The organism is Verrucosispora sp. TAA-831 (assembly GCF_050780145.1).
In the GTDB taxonomy this organism is placed as follows: Bacteria; Actinomycetota; Actinomycetes; order Mycobacteriales; family Micromonosporaceae; genus Micromonospora.
In genome coordinates this window covers 5,511,443-5,527,253 of sequence record NZ_CP192240.1, presented here as the reverse complement: position 1 = coordinate 5,527,253, position 15,811 = coordinate 5,511,443, and the positions used below count along the sequence as shown (strand labels likewise).

Sequence of the window (15,811 nt, the reverse complement as noted above, 5' to 3'; positions counted from 1 at the left end):
GGGCGCGTCGTGGTTGACGCTCACGACTTGTGAAAGTAAGTTTCATACGTGGGGAAGAGTTCGAAGATTTCCGCAAGTCACGAGCCGGGTGGACTGATCGTCCACATCAGCGGCCTGCTCCCGTCGCTGTCACCGGCCGAGCAGCGGGTCGCCCGTCTGGTGGTCGCCGACCCCGCCGACGCGGCCCGGCGGACCATCACCGACCTCGCCACCGCCGCCGAGACATCGGAGGCCACCGTCATCCGGTTCTGCCGGTCGGTCGGCATGGACGGCTACCCGCAACTGCGGATCCGGCTCGCCGCCGAGGCGGCCCGGCGGATCGAGCCGCCGGACGCGCGGGTGGTCGGCGGTGACATCCCACCCGGAGCCGACTTCGCCCAGATCATCGCGACCATCGCGTTCAACGACGCGCGGGCCGTGGAGGAGACCGCCGAGCAGCTCGATCCGGCGGTCTGCGAGCGGGTGGTGGACGCCATCGTCGGCGCCGGCCGGATCGACATCTACGGTGCCGGGGCGAGCGGCTTCGTGGCCTCGGACTTCCAGCAGAAGCTGCACCGCATCGGCCGCACCGCCTTCTACTTCCCGGACGTGCACACCGCGCTCACCTCGGCGGCCCTGCTCGGCCGGGGTGACGTCGCGGTCGGCATCTCGCACACCGGCACCACGTCGGACGTGGTGGAGGTGCTGGAGCAGGCACGGGCCCGGGGCGCCACCACGGTGGTGCTGACCAACTTCCCCCGCTCACCGGTCACCGAGGTCGCCGACCACGTCCTGACCACCGCGGCCCGCGAGACGACCTACCGTTCCGGTGCCACCGCCAGTCGGCTCGCCCAGCTCACCGTGGTCGACTGCCTCTTCGTCGGGGTGGCCGCGCGCAACCGCCCCCGGGCGCGCAAGGCGCTGGAGGCGACCGCCGAGGCGGTCCGCTCCCACCGGGTCGGGTCCACCCGGAGGCGCACATGACCGCCGGTGCGGTGGAGCCCGACGCGGCACCGGCCACCGTCCGTCCGACGGTCCGGGTCGGCGCGCCGACCGAACGACGCAACCCGCTCAGCGTCGACCTGGACCTGATGTCCACCCGGGACGTCCTCTCCGTGATCAACGAGGCCGACCGGCGGGTGTCGACCGCGGTGGCCGCCGTCCTCGACCGGATCGCCGAGAGCGTCGACCTCGCCGTGGAGGCGCTGCGCGGCGGACGCCGGGTGCACTACTTCGGGGCCGGCACCTCGGGTCGGCTGGGCGTGCTGGACGCCGCCGAGCTGGCCCCCACCTTCAACTCGCCCCGCGACTGGTTCTGCGCCCACCTGGCCGGCGGCCCGGACGCCGTGTGGCGGGCGGTGGAGGACGCCGAGGACGACGACACCCGAGGTGTGGCCGAGGCGAGCGACTGCGTACGTCGCGGTGACGTGGTGGTCGGACTCACCGCCAGCGGTCGTACCCCGTACGTCCTCGGGGCGCTCGCCGCGTCCCGGTCCGCAGGCGCCTCGACGGTGCTGCTCTGCGCGAACCCGGACGCCCCGGCCGCCCGGTCGGTGGACGTCTTCATCGGCCTGGACACCGGGCCGGAGGTGGTCGCCGGGTCGACCCGGATGAAGGCGGGCACGGCCCAGAAGATCGTGCTGAACAGCTTCTCCACCGCGGTCATGGTGCGCCTGGGCCGGGTCTACTCGAACCTGATGATCGACATGGTGGCGACCAACGCGAAGCTCCGGGGACGAATGCTCTCGATCCTGGTCGAGTCGACCGGTTGTGCCGAGGACCGGGCCCGTCAGGCACTCGACGAGGCGGACGGCGATCTGAAGACCGCCCTGGTCAGCCTCGTTTCGGGGGTGGAGGTGACCACCGCGCGGGCGGCTCTGGCCCGTTCCGCCGACCAGGTGCGCGGCGCGCTCGCGCTCCTCGCGTCCTGATTCCGCCCCGGTTCTATGCCCGTCCCGGGCCCCGGCACGGGCCGGGCATAGAACCGGGGCACGGATTGTTCATCTGGGCGTCGGGTAATACCACCGGCGTGGATGAACCGACTGGTCCGCGTACGCGTATCAGCCAGTGACCAGGATCGCAGCACGGCGGTGACCCGGGTCGCTGTGTCGGTCGGCCAGGCAGTGTTGCCATGGACCGGTACGGACGGCGATCCGTCTATCCGTCCACCTCACGAGGTGCCTGCCGACCCCAGTCAGGCAGGGTGCTGACAGCAAACGTGGACCGTGCTCTCAGCGGATTATCAGGCATTCGTGACACTTTCGACCCACGACATGGAATCCCTGACACGTCTCATCTGTTGTGTAGATGCCGGCTCCGGTGGGCACAGCGGAAGTGCGGGGAGGGCCGATGGGTGTGGGGATGGCAAGGAACCGGGCAACCGGCGCGAGCGAGGGGACCGTGGGCAACGTGGACAAGAACATCGGAATGCGCACCGACGAGGTCGCCGAGGAGCGCGACCTGGTCGGAGTCTACCTGCACGAGATCTCCCGGACGCCACTGCTGGACGCCGCCAAGGAGGTCGATCTCTCCAAGGCGATCGAGGCCGGCCTCTATGCCGAGCACCTGCTCGGTGAGGATCGGATTCCCGACGGTGCCACCCGGGACGACCTGGCCCGGCTGGTCGCCGAGGGCGAGCGGGCCAAGGACCTGTTCATCCGGGCCAACCTCCGGCTCGTCGTGTCGATCGCCCGCCGTTACGTCCGCTCCGGGATGCCGATGCTCGACCTGATCCAGGAGGGCAACACCGGTCTGGTCCGGGCGGTCGAGAAGTTCGACTACGAACGCGGCTACAAGTTCTCCACCTACGCGACGTGGTGGATCCGTCAGGCGATCAGCCGGGCGATCGCCCAGCAGGAGCGCACCGTGCGACTGCCGGTGCACCTGGTGGAGGACGTCAACCGGATGCGCAACGTGGCTCGGCAGCTCACCCGTGAGCTGGGCAGCGACCCGGAGCCGGAGCAGATCGCCAAGGCACTCGGCGTGACCGTCGAACGGGTCAACGAGCTGGTCCGCTGGTCGCAGGACACCGTGTCGTTGGACACGCCGGTCGGCGACGACGGCGACACCAACCTGGGTGACCTGGTCGCCGACAGCGACGCACCGTCGCCGGAGGAGATCGTGCTCACCGGGCTGGAGCGGCAGCGGATCGAGGGGCTGCTCAACCACCTCGACGACCGCTCGGCCGGGATCATGCGGGCCCGCTACGGGCTGGAGGACGGTCGGGAGCACTCGCTCACCGAGGTGGCCTCGCGGTTCTCGCTGTCCCGTGAGCGGATCCGGCAGTTGGAGATCCAGGCGCTCGGGCGGCTGCGCGAGCTGGCTCGCGCGGAGGGCCTACAGGCCGCCTGAGCTGGTAAGAATGACGGTGAACGGCCGGCGTCCGATAGGGGGACGCCGGCCGTTCACCGTCTGTGGGTACGCCGGGTCGACGACTCAGCGCACCCGTCCGTAGCCGTACGGGGGCATCAGGTCGACGGAGCGCTTCTCCACGTTGCGACCGAAGGTGGGGGCGTGGATCACCTGACCACTGCCCACGTAGATCGCGACGTGCCCGAGACTGCGATAGAAGACCAGGTCACCGGGGCGTAGGTCGGCACGGCTGATCTTCGCCACCGTGCCCCACTGCATCTTCGTGTTGTGCGGCAGCGACTTGCCCGCCGCCCGCCAGGCGGCCGAGGTCAGTCCGGAGCAGTCGTAGCCGTTCGGCCCGTCCTGCCCCCAGGCGTACGGCTTGCCGAGCGCCCCGTACGCGAACCGGACGGCGACACCGGCCTGCCCTGACACCGACGGCGCGTCGTTGGCGCTGCCGGAGTTGTTGGTCGGGCGTTCGGTCGCCCGGCCGTACGCCTGCCGGCGCATCTCGTACAGCTTGGCCAGATCCCGCTCGATCCGCCGTTTCGCGGCGGCCAACTCCCGGGACTGGGCGGCCTGCCGGCTGAGCGTGACGTCCAGCCGGGTCTTCTCGTCGAGCAGCCGCTGCTGGTCGGCGGTGTAGCTGGCGACCGTCGCCTGCCGTTGCCGGGTCAGGTGGTCCAGCGTGCCGAGCCGGTCGAGCATGGACGTCGAGTCGTCGGTGCGCAGCAGGGCCTCGGCGGCGCCGAGGTTGCCGGTCTTGTACGCGGTCACGGCCAGTCGGCCGACGTCCGCCCGGCTCTGTGCGGCCTGCTGCTCCAACGGACCGATCCGCTCCTGTAGCCGTTCGACGGCGGTCCGGTTGTCCTTGATCTTCTCGCGCAGCTCGTTGTGTGACTCCACCACGTCCTGCAACTCGGCGGAGGACTTGTCGATCCGCCGGGTCAACTCGGCGGTCGACGGTTCGGCCCGGGCCACCGTGGCGGGCGCGACCAGCGCCAGCGAGCAGGCGGCCACGGCCAGGGCGCGCAGCGTGTTCGTCAGGGACGACAAGAGCTCGATGCTCCTCTCCCAGGGCCGGCGCGGGCCTGCTGACGCTCCGCGACGGCACCGGACCGGTGCCGTCCGGGTGGACGGCGGTCGACCGGGCCGACCTGCCCAAGGTAGTACGGGAACAGAGTTACCGGCAGGGATTGTCGGGACATGTGAGGAGCGTGTGGCGAATCTGATTCGCCCTGAGGGCGTATGTAGGCTTATCTGGGCAGATGCCGTACTGGTCGCTCTCGGCATATGACGTCGGTTCCGTCGGCGCTATAACCGATAAGACGGACTTGGACGGCTCTTTCCGGCGACGGTCGCCCGGTACAGCGGCGTGACCACCGGAAACAGGCCGGTGCGGCGGGCGTGCCCGGTCGACAATGGGCGCACAGCCGGGATTCCCGTCAGCCGGCGTCGTGGATCGGTGGACCGGTCCGGCGACGCCCGGTGGTGGGGGAGGAGGGGCCGTGAATCCGGACGGTACGACGACACGACCGCCACGTTCCGCGCCCGGTGACCCCGGCCCGAACCCGCGTCTGCTCTACGCCCGACCCGGGATCGTCGTCACCGCCGACCGGTTCACCGTCGGGCGCAGCAGTTGGCGGGTCGCCGAGCTGACCCATCTGCACACCACCCGGGGGGACCAGGATCCCGTGGCGGCCCGGGCCGTGCTGGTCTCCACCGTGGTGATCGGCGGCATCGGTCTGATGCTCGGCTTCACCGGCGGGCTGCACCGGCTCACCGCCGAGGCGTACCTGCTGTTGGGGGCGGTGTTCCTGGTGCCGGTGCTGCTCGCGGTGGCCGGGGACCGCTGGCGCCCGCCGCCGTACGAGCTGTGGGGGCGGCGTGGTGAGTCCGAGGAACTGCTGTTCAGCAGCGACGACGAGCAGCAGTTCGGCCAGGTGAGCCGGGCGTTGCGCCGGGCCCGGGAGATGCACGGTTACGGCGGGTGGGAGGACCCGCTGGCGAGCGCCGACCCGTGGCGGCCACGCCGTTGAGGGCCATGCCACGCCGTTGAGGGCCCTGCCGCGCGGCTAGCCGGCCACCGGCTCCGGCGTCTGCTGCTCCCGCTCCTGCTGCTCGGCCAGGTACAACGCGCTCACCTTGCGTTCGGCCCAGAAGGAGACGAAGGGCACGGTGCCGGCCAGCATCACCAGGACCATCCGCTTCAGCGGCCAGTTGACCCGCCGGGACAGGTCGAACGCGGCGACCAGGTAGAGCATGTAGAGGAAGCCGTGCGCCTGGCCGACGGTCTCCACCAGGATCGGGTTGTCGAAGCCGTACTTGAGCGGCATGCCGATCACGACGAGCAGGATCAGCACCACGCCGACGATCCAGGCGATCACGCGGTAGCGGGTGAGGGCAGCGCGCACGTCCGTCAGTCCTTCCGGCCCGGCTCAGCCGGGGTAGTCACCGGGCTTGGCGCCCGGATTGGCGTTCAACCATGACAGGTAGCGGTTGTAGGCGGCGAGGTCGGCGTCGTCGGAGACCTCGCCGACGGCGGTGGCGCGGGCCACCCGTACCGGTCGGCGGATCCCGGGTCGCGGCCGATCCGGCTCCGGCCCGGCGCCGACGGCGCCGGGCGCGTCGGCGCCGCACGCCGCGTCGGCCGAGGTGTCCGGTGCGGCCGTGGCGTCGCCGGCCTGCTCGACGGCAGTGTCCTGCTCCCGCAGCGTGTGGCGCACCTCGCGCCACCACACGAAGACCACGAAGCCCGCGAAGATCGGCCACTCCACGGCGTAGCCCCAACTGATGGCGTTGCCGGCGGCGGCCCGGCTGACCTGCCACCAGCCGAGGCCGAGGAAGGTGGTCACCAGCACGACCATGGCCACGTGGCGGGCGATCCACGCCGGGGTCCAGAGCCGCTTCATGGCAACGAGGGTACCGGGACCGACCGCGCTCTCCGACGCGGTGTCGTAGTGGCGGCCCTGGTTTGGTCGCATCCGACGTGGGCAACCGTACAGACGCCAGCCCAGCACGGACGAGGGGGCGCGAGATGACCGCATCAGGACGATCGGACGGGTTTCCCACCGGAGGCACCGAGGTGAGCCCCGAGCAGCGGATCCCCGAATGGGGCGACGACGACCGGGCGACCACCGCCCCGCTCGACGGGGACCTGCCCGGCGTCGACCCGGCCGAGCTGAGCGAGGACGACCTGATCCGCGAGGTGCAGAGCCTGCACCGCACCCGCCTGGACACGTTGCGGCACGCCACCGACTCGGCGTTGGCCAACCATCTGCGGCGTACCGCCGAACTGGAGACCGAGTACCTCGCCCGGCACCCCGGGCGGGAGGTCGACCCCAGCCGACTGCGGGACGCGTGATGGCGTACGCGGAACGCGGGGTCTCCGCACCCCCCGAGGTGGTCTTCAACACCGCGACCGATCCGGACCGGGTCGCCGCCTGGCTGCCCGAACCCCTGCTCGCCGGCGACTCGTCCGACCAGGGCGACGGGGACCGGATGCGGGCCCGCTGGGACGGTCACGGCACCGACTGGTGGGCCGAGCTGCGGGTGGAGCCGGTCGACGCCGGTGGTGCCCGGGTCCGTCTGGACATCTCCGGCGGCGGTGCCGAGACCGACCGGCTCGCCGACGAGGCCCTGACCAAGCTGGCCCGCGAGGTGGACGACAACCTCCAGGCCGGCTGACCCGGCCGGACACCGAACGACCGAGCCGTCCCGACCGGGGCGGCGCACCCCCGCATGAGACGAAGGAGGCCGGGTGAGCGAGCTGAAGCAGAAGGTGGCGCGGTTGCGTCAGGCGTACGCCCCGCACGAGCACCGCCCGCTGGGCGGGTACCTGGCGGCGATGGGCACCTACGCCGCGGTGACCGGGGCCATCGCCGGGCTGGTCAAGGCGACCGGGCGTCCGGTGCCGGAGCGGCCCGCCACCTCCGACGTGGTGCTCCTGGCCATCGCCACCCACAAGCTCAGCCGGCTGCTGTCCAAGGACGCGGTGACCAGTCCGCTGCGCGCGCCGTTCACGCAGTACGACCGGCCGATCGGCAGCGGCGAGGTGATGGAGCAGGTACGCGACTCCGGCAGCTCCACCCGGCACGCCATCGGCGAGCTGTTGAGCTGCCCGTTCTGCCTGGCGGTCTGGGTGGCCACCGGGTTCACCGGCGCGTTGGTGCTCACGCCGAGGCTGACCCGACTGGTGGCCACGGCGCTGACCGCGGTGACCGCGTCGGACTTCCTCCAGATGGCGTACGCGATGGCACAGCGGGGAGCCGAGGGCGACCACCGGGAGTGACGTCCGGCCCGGTGTCCGTCGGTGGCGTGTGCCACCGGCGGACACCGGGCCTCGTCAGCGACGGTGTCGGAGCGGATACGTCAGCGCTGCATGCCGGACCAGCCGCGCGGGGACTCCGGTTCCCGTTCGTCCTCGTCGGCGCCGGTGATGATGTCCCGGTCCACGGCCGTGCGGTCGTGCTCGTTGGCGAAGTCCGGCTCGGGAAGGGTGTCGGTGCCCTCCGGGGGTTGGCCGAGCGCGGGCATCCGGTCGTCCTGGTCTTCCTCGGGCTGCGACATCGCGTTCCTCTTCTCGTCGGCGGCACCGGCCGGGGCGGTGCCGGACGTCATCCCGCCGTACCACCCAGCAGGTCGGTCACCTCGTCGACCGCGTACTCGCCCTGAGGCAGCGCGTTGAGCCGGGAGAGCAACTGCGCCGGCAACTCCGCGGCGACCGCCCGCCGGTAGATGTCCACCTGACTGATCCGCTCCTGACCGTGGTAGAGGTCGTCGAGCAGGTCGACGAGGGGGCGGGTGTCCACCTCCTCCGTCTCCACCTCGTCCGGTACGGCGGCAGCCGTACCGGGCAGGTCGGTGACGGCCGGGTCGATGCCCGCGGTGTCGACCACGGGCACGTCGGCCAGGATGGCGTCGGGCAGCCGCGCCTCGGTCGTCGGTGCCGTGGGCGCCGCGGGCGCCCCGGTCACGGGTACGTCATCGGTCACGCCCGCCACCTACCCCCGCCCCACCCGGCCAAACTCCCACCACACCGTGGCGATCATGAGGTCGGCGGCGTTGTCGCCGGTCGCGCCGCACGCCGACCTCCGATCGACGGGTGCGGGTCAGGCGGGGGCGGGCAGGGTGCGCGAATGGTGGGCGCGGCGGGTACGCACGGCGGTGGCCAGCGCGTCGAGCACCTCGTCGGTGGTGTCCCAGCCGATGCAGGCGTCGGTCACCGACTGGCCGTAGGTCAGCTCGCGGGTCGGGTCCAGGTCCTGGCGGCCGGGCTCCAGGAAGCTCTCCAGCATGATCCCGACGATGCCCTGCTGACCGGTGGCGATCTGCGCGGCCACGTCGGCGGCCACGACGGGCTGGTTGCGGTGGTCCTTGCCGCTGTTGGCGTGGCTGGCGTCCACCACCAGCCGCTCCGGCAGCCCGGCGGCCCGCAGCAGCTCCAGCGCTCCGGCGACCGACTCGGCGTCGTAGTTGGGGCGACCGCCACCGCCGCGCAGCACCAGGTGGCCGTCCGTGTTGCCCCGGGTGTGCATGATCGCCGGGGTGCCGGAGACGTCGATACCGGGGAAGACGTGCGGTACGCCGGCCGCCCGGATCGCGTCCACCGCCGTGGAGATGCTTCCGTCGGGGCGGTTCTTCATGCCGATCGGCATGGACAGGCCGGAGGAGAGCTGGCGGTGCACCTGGCTCTCCACCGTGCGCGCCCCGATCGCGCCCCACGCCACCGTGTCGGCGATGTACTGCGGGGTGATCGGGTCGAGGAACTCGCAGCCCACCGGCAACCCGAGGCGCAGCACGTCGAGCAGCAGCGCCCGGGCCAGCCGCAGGCCGGTGTTGACGTCGCCGGAACCGTCCAGCCCCGGGTCGTTGATCAGGCCCTTCCAGCCCACCGTGGAGCGCGGCTTCTCGAAGTAGACCCGCATCACCACCAGCAGGTCGTCGGAGACCCGCTCGGCCGCCTCGCGCAGCCGGTGCGCGTAGTCCAGGGCGGCGGCGGGGTCGTGCACGGAGCACGGCCCGACCACCACCAGCAGGCGGTCGTCGGCACGGTCGAGCACCTGTCCGACCGCGCGTCGCCCGGTCAGCACGGCCGAGGTGAGGCCGGCGTCCAGGGGCAGCTCGTGCAGCAGCAGGGCGGGGGTGGTCAGCGGCACGACGCGGTCGATCCGCTGGTCGATGACCCGGTGGTTCTCCGGGGTCGTCACGGTGGGCATCCTTTCGCCGACCGCACCCGGGGCCGGTGCCCAGGTCGAGCCGGCTGCTCGTACGCGAAAGGGCAGGAACGAAAGCTCCTGCCCGGCCGGCTCGAATTCGGTGACGTCAGATCATGGTGAGGTCACCGGCCGAGCCGGCTGCCTAAACCATCGATACGACCGCGTCACGGCGGTAAGAGTACCTGACGGTGCGCGGATGCTCACCTTCTCGTCGCCGAAGTCTCGCCTCAGGTTCACCCCCATCGATGGAGCGCTCGGTAGTTTCGGCGCGACCGACAGCCGTCTCCCGAGGGGTTCCGATGGATCGTCGTACCGTTCTGCGTACCGCCGTCGCCGGTGGCGCCGCCGCCTTCGCCGGCGGCCTCTGGGCCGGCGCTGCCGTCGCCGCCCCTGCTCAACCCGGTGTCGGGCCGTACGGGCCGCTGCGCGCCGCCGACGCCAACGGCATCATGCTGCCGACCGGATTCACCAGTCGGGTGATCGCCCGATCCCGACAGGTGGTACCCGGCACGTCGTACGTGTGGCACGACGCACCGGACGGCGGCGCCTGTTTCACCGCCGGTGCCGGCTGGATCTACGTCTCGAACTCTGAGATCACGCCGGGCGGCGGGGCCTCGGCGGTCCGGTTCCACGCGGACGGGAGCGTCGCCTCGGCGTACCGGCTCCTCTCCGGCACCAACCAGAACTGCGCCGGGGGCGCCACCGGTTGGGGCACCTGGCTCTCCTGCGAGGAGGTCAGCCGGGGATACGTCTACGAGACGTACCCGCAGGGCGGCACCACGGCGGTGCGGCGGGCGGCGATGGGCCGCTTCAAGCACGAGGCCGCCGCCTGCGACCCGGACCGGCGGGTGATCTACCTGACCGAGGACGAGACCGACGGCTGCTTCTACCGGTTCCGACCGACGACGTGGGGCGACCTCTCCGCCGGCACGCTGGAGGTGCTGGTCGCCGGCAGTGGCACCAGCGGCCCGGTCACCTGGGCACGGGTGCCCGACCCGGCGGCGTCGACCACACTCACCCGTCGCCAGGTCTCCGGCGCCAAGGGCTTCGACGGCGGCGAGGGCTGCTGGTACGCCGACGGCACCTGCTGGTTCACCACCAAGGGCGACAACCGGGTCTGGGCGTACGACGCGGTGCGGCAGCGGATCGACCTGGCGTACGACGACTCGCTGGTCTCCGGCACCGCCCCGCTGACCGGGGTGGACAACATCACCGGCACCCGGTCGGGTGACCTGTACGTCGCCGAGGACGGCGGCGACATGGAGGTCTGCGTGATCACCCCGGACGAGGTGGTCGCGCCGTTCCTGCGGATCACCGGCCAGTCCTCCTCGGAGATCTGCGGGCCGGCCTTCTCGCCCGACGGCACCCGGTTCTACCTCTCCTCGCAGCGCGGCACCTCCGGCTCATCCTCCGGCGGCATCACCTACGAGGTCCGTGGGCCGTTCCGCACCTGATTTTGAAAGGAAGGGTCCCCTGCTATCGCCTCGTGCATAGCAGGGGACCCTTCCTTACATCCACGCGTGCGCGGGATGGGCCGGGGGTAAGGAAGCGACATGACTGACGCGCAGAGCGACCAGGAGCGAATCGAGTCGCGGGCCCACCTGCTGCCGGAGGAGGCAGCGGTCGGCAGCGACGACCCCCAGGCACAGGCCGACGCGATCCTGACCGAGTCGGACCTTCGCGAGGCCGACCGCAACGCCGCACCGGACACCGTCCTGGAACGGCGTACCTCCGAGCAGACGGTGACCCCGATCGAGCCGCCGGACTGACCGCGCCGGGACGCGGCCGTCCGCGACACGGTCGCGCCGCGTCCCACCCCCGCCCGAGCCCGGAGATCGGATAGCGTCGGGGCCATGCCCGACAGTGGTTATCCCTGGCCCATCTCGACGACCCGACTGGACAACGGCCTGCGCGTGGTGGTCAGCGAGGACCGCACCGCCCCGGCGGTCGCGGTCAACCTCTGGTACGACGTCGGCTCGCGGCACGAGCCGGCCGGTCAGACCGGTTTCGCACACCTCTTCGAGCACCTGATGTTCGAGGGCTCGGTGAACGTCGCGAAGACCGAGCACATGAAGTTGGTGCAGGGCGCGGGCGGCTCGCTCAACGCCACCACCAACCCGGACCGCACGAACTACTTCGAGACGGTCCCCGCCGAGCATCTCGAGTTGGCGCTGTGGCTGGAGGCCGACCGGATGGGTGGCCTGGTGCCGGCGCTGACCCAGGAGACGCTGGACAACCAGCGGGACGTGGTCAAGAACGAGCGCCGTCAGCGCTACGAGAACGTGCCGTACGGCGACGCCTGGCTGCGACTGCTGCCGCTGCTCTATCCGCCGGGGCATCCCTACCACCACGCCACGATCGGCTCGATGGCCGACCTGAACGCCGCCGACCTGGCCACCTTCCAGGCGTTCCACCGGACGTACTACGCGCCGAACAACGCGGTGCTGACCGTCGTCGGGGACACCGGTGTCGACGAGGTCACCACGCTGGCCGAGAAGTACTTCGGTGCCATCCCGCCCCGGCCGGAGATCCCGTCCGCACCGGACGGCCTGGTCGTCGCGCGCAGGGGCGAGCCGGTGGCGGAGACGGTGGTCGCGGACGTGCCGGCCCCCCGGGTGTACGTGGCGCACCGCACGCACCCCTTCGGCACCGCCTCGTACGACGTGGTGACGGTGCTCGCCACCGTGCTCGGCAGCGGCCGGGGCAGCCGCCTCTACCAGCGGCTCGCCGACGGTGAGCGGATCGCCCAGCCGGATCTGGTCGGGGCGTACGGGGTGGACCTGGCGCACGCGCCGGCACCGCTGATCGCCACCGCCACCGCCCGCCCCGGCGTGGACGCCGAACGGCTGGCCGCCGGGCTGGCCGAGGTGATCGACGAACTCGCCACCGTGCCGGTCACCGCCGCCGAACTGGACCGCGCCAAGGCGCTGCTGACCACCGCCTGGTGGCGGCAGATGTCCACGGTGGACGGACGGGCCGACGCGTTGGGCCGGTACGCCACCCAGTTCGGTGACCCCCGCGTGCTCGCCGACCGGCTGCCGGGCTGGCTCGCGGTGACCGCCGAGCAGATCGCCGAGGTGGCCGCCGACGTACTCGCCCCCGCCGACCGGGTGACCCTTACCTACGTGCCCGAGGAGAACCGGTGAGCGCGAGGAGTGAGCGGCGCGGACCGGTCAGGTGCCGTGGCCTGGTGTGCGCGAGCCCCGCAGTCGCGAACGAAAGGAAAGCCCAGTGACCCTGATCGCGGATCGTCCGGGACCGGGTGCGGCCCGTCCGTACCGGTTCCCGCAGGTGGTGCGTCGGAGTGTGGCGGGCGGGCAGGTCGTCGCCGCGCACCTGCCCGGGCAGAACCTGGCCGTCGCGTTGCTGCTGCTCGACGCGGGCGCGGGCCGGGAGCCGGTGGGCAAGGAGGGGCTGGGCGGGGTACTCGCCAAGGCGCTGGAGGAGGGCACCGGCCAGCGGGACGCCACCGCGTACGCGTTGGCCATCGAGGCGCTCGGCACCGAGTTGGTGACCGGGCTGGACTGGGACACCTTCCAGGCCAGCGTGCAGGTGCCGGTGGACCGGCTGGGCGCGGCGGTGGAGTTGCTCGCCGAGGCGGTGCGGACGCCGAGGCTGGACCCGGAAGACGTACGGCGGGTCCGCGACGACGAGGCGACCGCGTTGCGGATGGACTGGGCGAATCCGGGTCCCCGGGCCGACGCGGTGCTGCGCGCCGACCTGTTCGGTGCGGACAGCCGGTGGGGCCGCCCGATGTACGGCGACCCGGATTCGGTGGCCGGACTGGACGTGGAGGACGTCACGGTCTTCCACTCGGAGTGGTTCATCCGTCCGGGAACCCTGGTCGTCGCCGGTGACCTGGACCGGCTCGACCTGGACGCGCTGGCCGCGACGGCGTTCGCCGGCACCGGTGGCGGACCGGTGGACCGGGGCGCGCCGATCGAGGTGCCGCTGCGTGCCGGTCGCCGGGTGATCCTGGTGGACCGGCCCGGTTCGGTGCAGTCCACGCTGCGGCTCGGGCATCCGGCGCCGCACCGGGCCCACCCGGACCACGTGCCGATCGCGCTGGCCGGCACGGTGCTCGGGGGCGCCTTCACGTCCCGGCTGAACCACCTGATCCGCGAGGTACGCGGCTACACGTACGGCATCCGGGGTGACTTCGCCTCGTCGCGGCGGTTCGGTCGGTTCGGGGTCAGTTCCGGGGTGCAGACCGCCGTCACCGCGCCGGCTCTGGTGGACGCGGTCGGGGAGATCGCGCGTACCCAGGCGGGCGGGGTGACCGAGGAGGAGCTGGCGGTGGCCCGGTCCTGGCGGGCCGGGCAGCTCTCGGTGGAGTTGCAGAGCCCCCGGGCGATCGCCGGTGCGCTCACCACGCTGGTGGTGCACGACCTGCCGGACGACTACCATGCCCGGCTGCGCGAGTCGCTGCTCGCCGCCGACGTGGCGGAGGTCTCGGCGGCGGCAGCCGCACACCTGTTCCCGGAGTCGCTGACCCTCGTCGTCGAGGGCGACGCGGCGGTGATCAGGGACGAGATCGTGGCGGCGGACCTGGGCGAGGTGATCGACGCCACGCGGTGAGCGGGCGGTCGGAGGGTCCGGGCGGTGGGAAAGCGTTCCCGCCGCCACCGGCCCGATGGGTAGCCTCGCGGGCATGAGGATCGGCATTGTGGGCGCGACCGGGCAGGTCGGCGGCGTCATGCGGCAGGTGTTGGCGGATCGGGACTTCCCGGCGGAGCAGGTGCGGTTGTTCGCCTCGGCGCGGTCGGCGGGGCGGACGCTGCCGTGGCGCGGCGAGGAGGTCACGGTCGAGGACGCGACCACGGCCGACTACTCGGGGCTGGACATCGTCCTCTTCTCGGCGGGCAAGGGCACCGCCAAGGAGTTGGCCCCCCGGGTCGCCGCCGCCGGGGCCGTGGTCATCGACAACTCGTCGGCGTTCCGGATGGACCCGGAGGTGCCGCTGGTGGTGGCCGAGGTCAACCCGCACGCCGCCGCGAACCGTCCCCGGGGCATCATCGCCAACCCGAACTGCACCACGATGGCCGCGATGCCGGTGCTGCGCCCGCTGCACGCCGAGGCGGAGTTGGTCAGCCTGGTCGTGTCGACGTACCAGGCGGTGTCCGGTGCCGGGCTGTCCGGCGTGGCCGAGCTGGACGAGCAGGTCCGCAAGGTGGTGGAGAGCGCCTCCGGTCTGACCTTCGACGGCGCGGCGGTGGAGTTCCCGGCTCCGCGCTCGTTCGCCCGGCCGATCGCGTTCAACGTGTTGCCGCTGGCCGGTTCGATCGTCGACGACGGCTCCGCCGAGACCGACGAGGAGCAGAAGCTGCGCAACGAGAGCCGCAGGATCCTGGAGATCCCCGAGCTGAAGGTCTCCGGCACCTGCGTCCGGGTGCCGGTGTTCACCGGGCACTCGCTCCAGATCAACGCGCGGTTCGCCCGGCCGATCAGCCCGCAGCGGGCCCACGAGCTGCTCGCCGACGCCCCCGGCGTGGCACTCTCCGACGTGCCGACCCCGTTGCAGGCGGCCGGGCAGGACCCGACGTACGTGGGCCGGATCCGCGCCGACGAGACGGTCCCGCACGGGCTGGCGCTGTTCTGCGCGAACGACAACCTGCGCAAGGGTGCCGCGCTCAACGCCGTGCAGCTCGCCGAGCTGGTCGCCGCCGAGCGCTGAGCGTTACTGCCTGCGGTCGTGGGGTAGTCACCGGGTTGCCCCACGACCGAGAGGGAGGCGCCATGACAACGGTCGGAGACTTCATGACGACCCGGTTGGTGACGATGGACGGCGACGCCACGCTCGCCGCGGCGGCGCAGGAGATGCGCGACTCCGCCATCGGGGACGTGGTGGTGTGTGACGGCGACAACGTGGTCGGCATCGTCACGGACCGGGACATCACGGTTCGGGGCGTCGCGGAGGACATGGACCCGAACAGCACGCGACTCGACCAGATCACCTCGAAGGACGTGATCACGGTCAGTCAGTACGACGACGCCGTGGCCGCCGCCGACCTGATGCGGACGTACGCCGTACGGCGGTTGCCGGTGGTCGAGGACGGCCGACTGATCGGTCTGGTCTCGATGGGTGACCTGGCCGTGGAGCGGGAGCCGCAGTCGGTGCTGGCCGACATCAGCGCCGACGACCCGAACAACTGACGTCTGCGCCGTTCGACGCCGGCTCCCACCTCGGGGGTCGGCGTCGACGCTGTTCGACCGCCTCGGCGCAGGCCGCGCCGCCCACCTCGCCGGCCCACGGCAGCGTAGGG

Annotated in this window: 19 protein-coding genes; 13 read left to right on the top strand and 6 right to left on the bottom strand. The window is 72.0% G+C overall.

Going from position 1 to position 15,811, the window contains the following annotated elements:
* The first annotated feature begins 48 nt into the window (after positions 1-48).
* From ACQVFL_RS24515 to ACQVFL_RS24505, 3 genes are all read left to right on the top strand, one after another.
* Positions 49-963, top strand: a complete 915-nt coding sequence (locus ACQVFL_RS24515) for a MurR/RpiR family transcriptional regulator (RefSeq protein WP_396690851.1) — start codon at positions 49-51, stop codon at positions 961-963.
* The gene (locus tag ACQVFL_RS24510; protein ID WP_396690853.1) at positions 960-1,910 is read left to right on the top strand and encodes an N-acetylmuramic acid 6-phosphate etherase; all 951 of its coding nucleotides are present in this window, start codon (positions 960-962) and stop codon (positions 1,908-1,910) included. The genes ACQVFL_RS24515 and ACQVFL_RS24510 overlap by 4 nt, the downstream gene beginning before the upstream one ends.
* 430 nt (positions 1,911-2,340) lie before the next feature.
* The gene (locus ACQVFL_RS24505; RefSeq protein WP_396691024.1) at positions 2,341-3,330 is read left to right on the top strand and encodes an RNA polymerase sigma factor RpoD/SigA; all 990 of its coding nucleotides are present in this window, start codon (positions 2,341-2,343) and stop codon (positions 3,328-3,330) included.
* 84 nt (positions 3,331-3,414) lie between these two features.
* Here ACQVFL_RS24505 and ACQVFL_RS24500 read toward each other — a convergent pair whose 3' ends face one another.
* Complete coding sequence (locus ACQVFL_RS24500) at positions 3,415-4,386, bottom strand: NlpC/P60 family protein (RefSeq protein WP_431727691.1); 972 nt, start codon at positions 4,384-4,386, stop codon at positions 3,415-3,417.
* Between the two features lie 452 nt (positions 4,387-4,838).
* On the opposite strand from ACQVFL_RS24500, the gene ACQVFL_RS24495 reads away from it, so the two are divergent.
* The gene (locus tag ACQVFL_RS24495) at positions 4,839-5,369 is read left to right on the top strand and encodes a DUF6232 family protein (protein ID WP_396690856.1); all 531 of its coding nucleotides are present in this window, start codon (positions 4,839-4,841) and stop codon (positions 5,367-5,369) included.
* 36 nt (positions 5,370-5,405) lie between these two features.
* Here ACQVFL_RS24495 and ACQVFL_RS24490 read toward each other — a convergent pair whose 3' ends face one another.
* A complete protein-coding gene (locus tag ACQVFL_RS24490; RefSeq protein WP_396690858.1) occupies positions 5,406-5,744 on the bottom strand; it encodes a DUF3817 domain-containing protein in 339 nt (112 codons plus the stop codon).
* Positions 5,745-5,768: 24 nt separating this feature from the next.
* Complete coding sequence (locus tag ACQVFL_RS24485; RefSeq protein WP_431727690.1) at positions 5,769-6,242, bottom strand: hypothetical protein; 474 nt, start codon at positions 6,240-6,242, stop codon at positions 5,769-5,771.
* A gap of 125 nt (positions 6,243-6,367) precedes the next feature.
* Here ACQVFL_RS24485 and ACQVFL_RS24480 point away from each other — a divergent pair, with 125 nt between their 5' ends.
* From ACQVFL_RS24480 to ACQVFL_RS24470, 3 genes are all read left to right on the top strand, one after another.
* Positions 6,368-6,694: a DUF6158 family protein gene (locus ACQVFL_RS24480; RefSeq protein WP_396690862.1), complete on the top strand. Its 327-nt coding sequence runs from the start codon at positions 6,368-6,370 to the stop codon at positions 6,692-6,694.
* Complete coding sequence (locus ACQVFL_RS24475) at positions 6,694-7,017, top strand: hypothetical protein (RefSeq protein WP_396690864.1); 324 nt, start codon at positions 6,694-6,696, stop codon at positions 7,015-7,017. The genes ACQVFL_RS24480 and ACQVFL_RS24475 overlap by 1 nt, the downstream gene beginning before the upstream one ends.
* A 73-nt stretch (positions 7,018-7,090) precedes the next feature.
* The gene (locus ACQVFL_RS24470; protein ID WP_350692312.1) at positions 7,091-7,621 is read left to right on the top strand and encodes a DUF1360 domain-containing protein; all 531 of its coding nucleotides are present in this window, start codon (positions 7,091-7,093) and stop codon (positions 7,619-7,621) included.
* Between the two features lie 80 nt (positions 7,622-7,701).
* On the opposite strand, the gene ACQVFL_RS24465 is transcribed toward ACQVFL_RS24470, so the two are convergent.
* The 3 genes from ACQVFL_RS24465 to ACQVFL_RS24455 all read right to left on the bottom strand — a co-directional run bounded on the left by ACQVFL_RS24465 (position 7,702) and on the right by ACQVFL_RS24455 (position 9,548).
* The gene (locus ACQVFL_RS24465) at positions 7,702-7,899 is read right to left on the bottom strand and encodes a hypothetical protein (RefSeq protein ID WP_396691025.1); all 198 of its coding nucleotides are present in this window, start codon (positions 7,897-7,899) and stop codon (positions 7,702-7,704) included.
* Between the two features lie 47 nt (positions 7,900-7,946).
* Positions 7,947-8,210 (bottom strand): hypothetical protein, encoded by a 264-nt coding sequence (locus ACQVFL_RS24460; RefSeq protein WP_387261674.1) that lies wholly within the window; start codon positions 8,208-8,210, stop codon positions 7,947-7,949.
* 231 nt (positions 8,211-8,441) lie between these two features.
* Complete coding sequence (locus tag ACQVFL_RS24455) at positions 8,442-9,548, bottom strand: 3-deoxy-7-phosphoheptulonate synthase (protein WP_431727689.1); 1,107 nt, start codon at positions 9,546-9,548, stop codon at positions 8,442-8,444.
* A gap of 299 nt (positions 9,549-9,847) precedes the next feature.
* On the opposite strand from ACQVFL_RS24455, the gene ACQVFL_RS24450 reads away from it, so the two are divergent.
* From ACQVFL_RS24450 to ACQVFL_RS24425, 6 genes are all read left to right on the top strand, one after another.
* Positions 9,848-11,002, top strand: a complete 1,155-nt coding sequence (locus ACQVFL_RS24450; protein WP_431727688.1) for an alkaline phosphatase PhoX — start codon at positions 9,848-9,850, stop codon at positions 11,000-11,002.
* Between the two features lie 99 nt (positions 11,003-11,101).
* Positions 11,102-11,317, top strand: coding sequence for a hypothetical protein (locus ACQVFL_RS24445; RefSeq protein WP_396690870.1), 216 nt, complete (start codon positions 11,102-11,104; stop codon positions 11,315-11,317).
* Positions 11,318-11,401: 84 nt separating this feature from the next.
* The gene (locus ACQVFL_RS24440; protein ID WP_431727687.1) at positions 11,402-12,694 is read left to right on the top strand and encodes a M16 family metallopeptidase; all 1,293 of its coding nucleotides are present in this window, start codon (positions 11,402-11,404) and stop codon (positions 12,692-12,694) included.
* An 85-nt stretch (positions 12,695-12,779) separates the two neighbouring features.
* A complete protein-coding gene (locus ACQVFL_RS24435; RefSeq protein WP_431727686.1) occupies positions 12,780-14,126 on the top strand; it encodes a M16 family metallopeptidase in 1,347 nt (448 codons plus the stop codon).
* 73 nt (positions 14,127-14,199) lie between these two features.
* Positions 14,200-15,222 carry an aspartate-semialdehyde dehydrogenase gene (locus tag ACQVFL_RS24430; protein WP_396690875.1) on the top strand — a complete coding sequence of 341 codons (1,023 nt, stop codon included), beginning with the start codon at positions 14,200-14,202 and terminating at the stop codon, positions 15,220-15,222.
* A 62-nt stretch (positions 15,223-15,284) separates the two neighbouring features.
* A complete protein-coding gene (locus ACQVFL_RS24425; protein WP_396690877.1) occupies positions 15,285-15,701 on the top strand; it encodes a CBS domain-containing protein in 417 nt (138 codons plus the stop codon).
* The last annotated feature ends 110 nt before the right edge of the window (positions 15,702-15,811 follow it).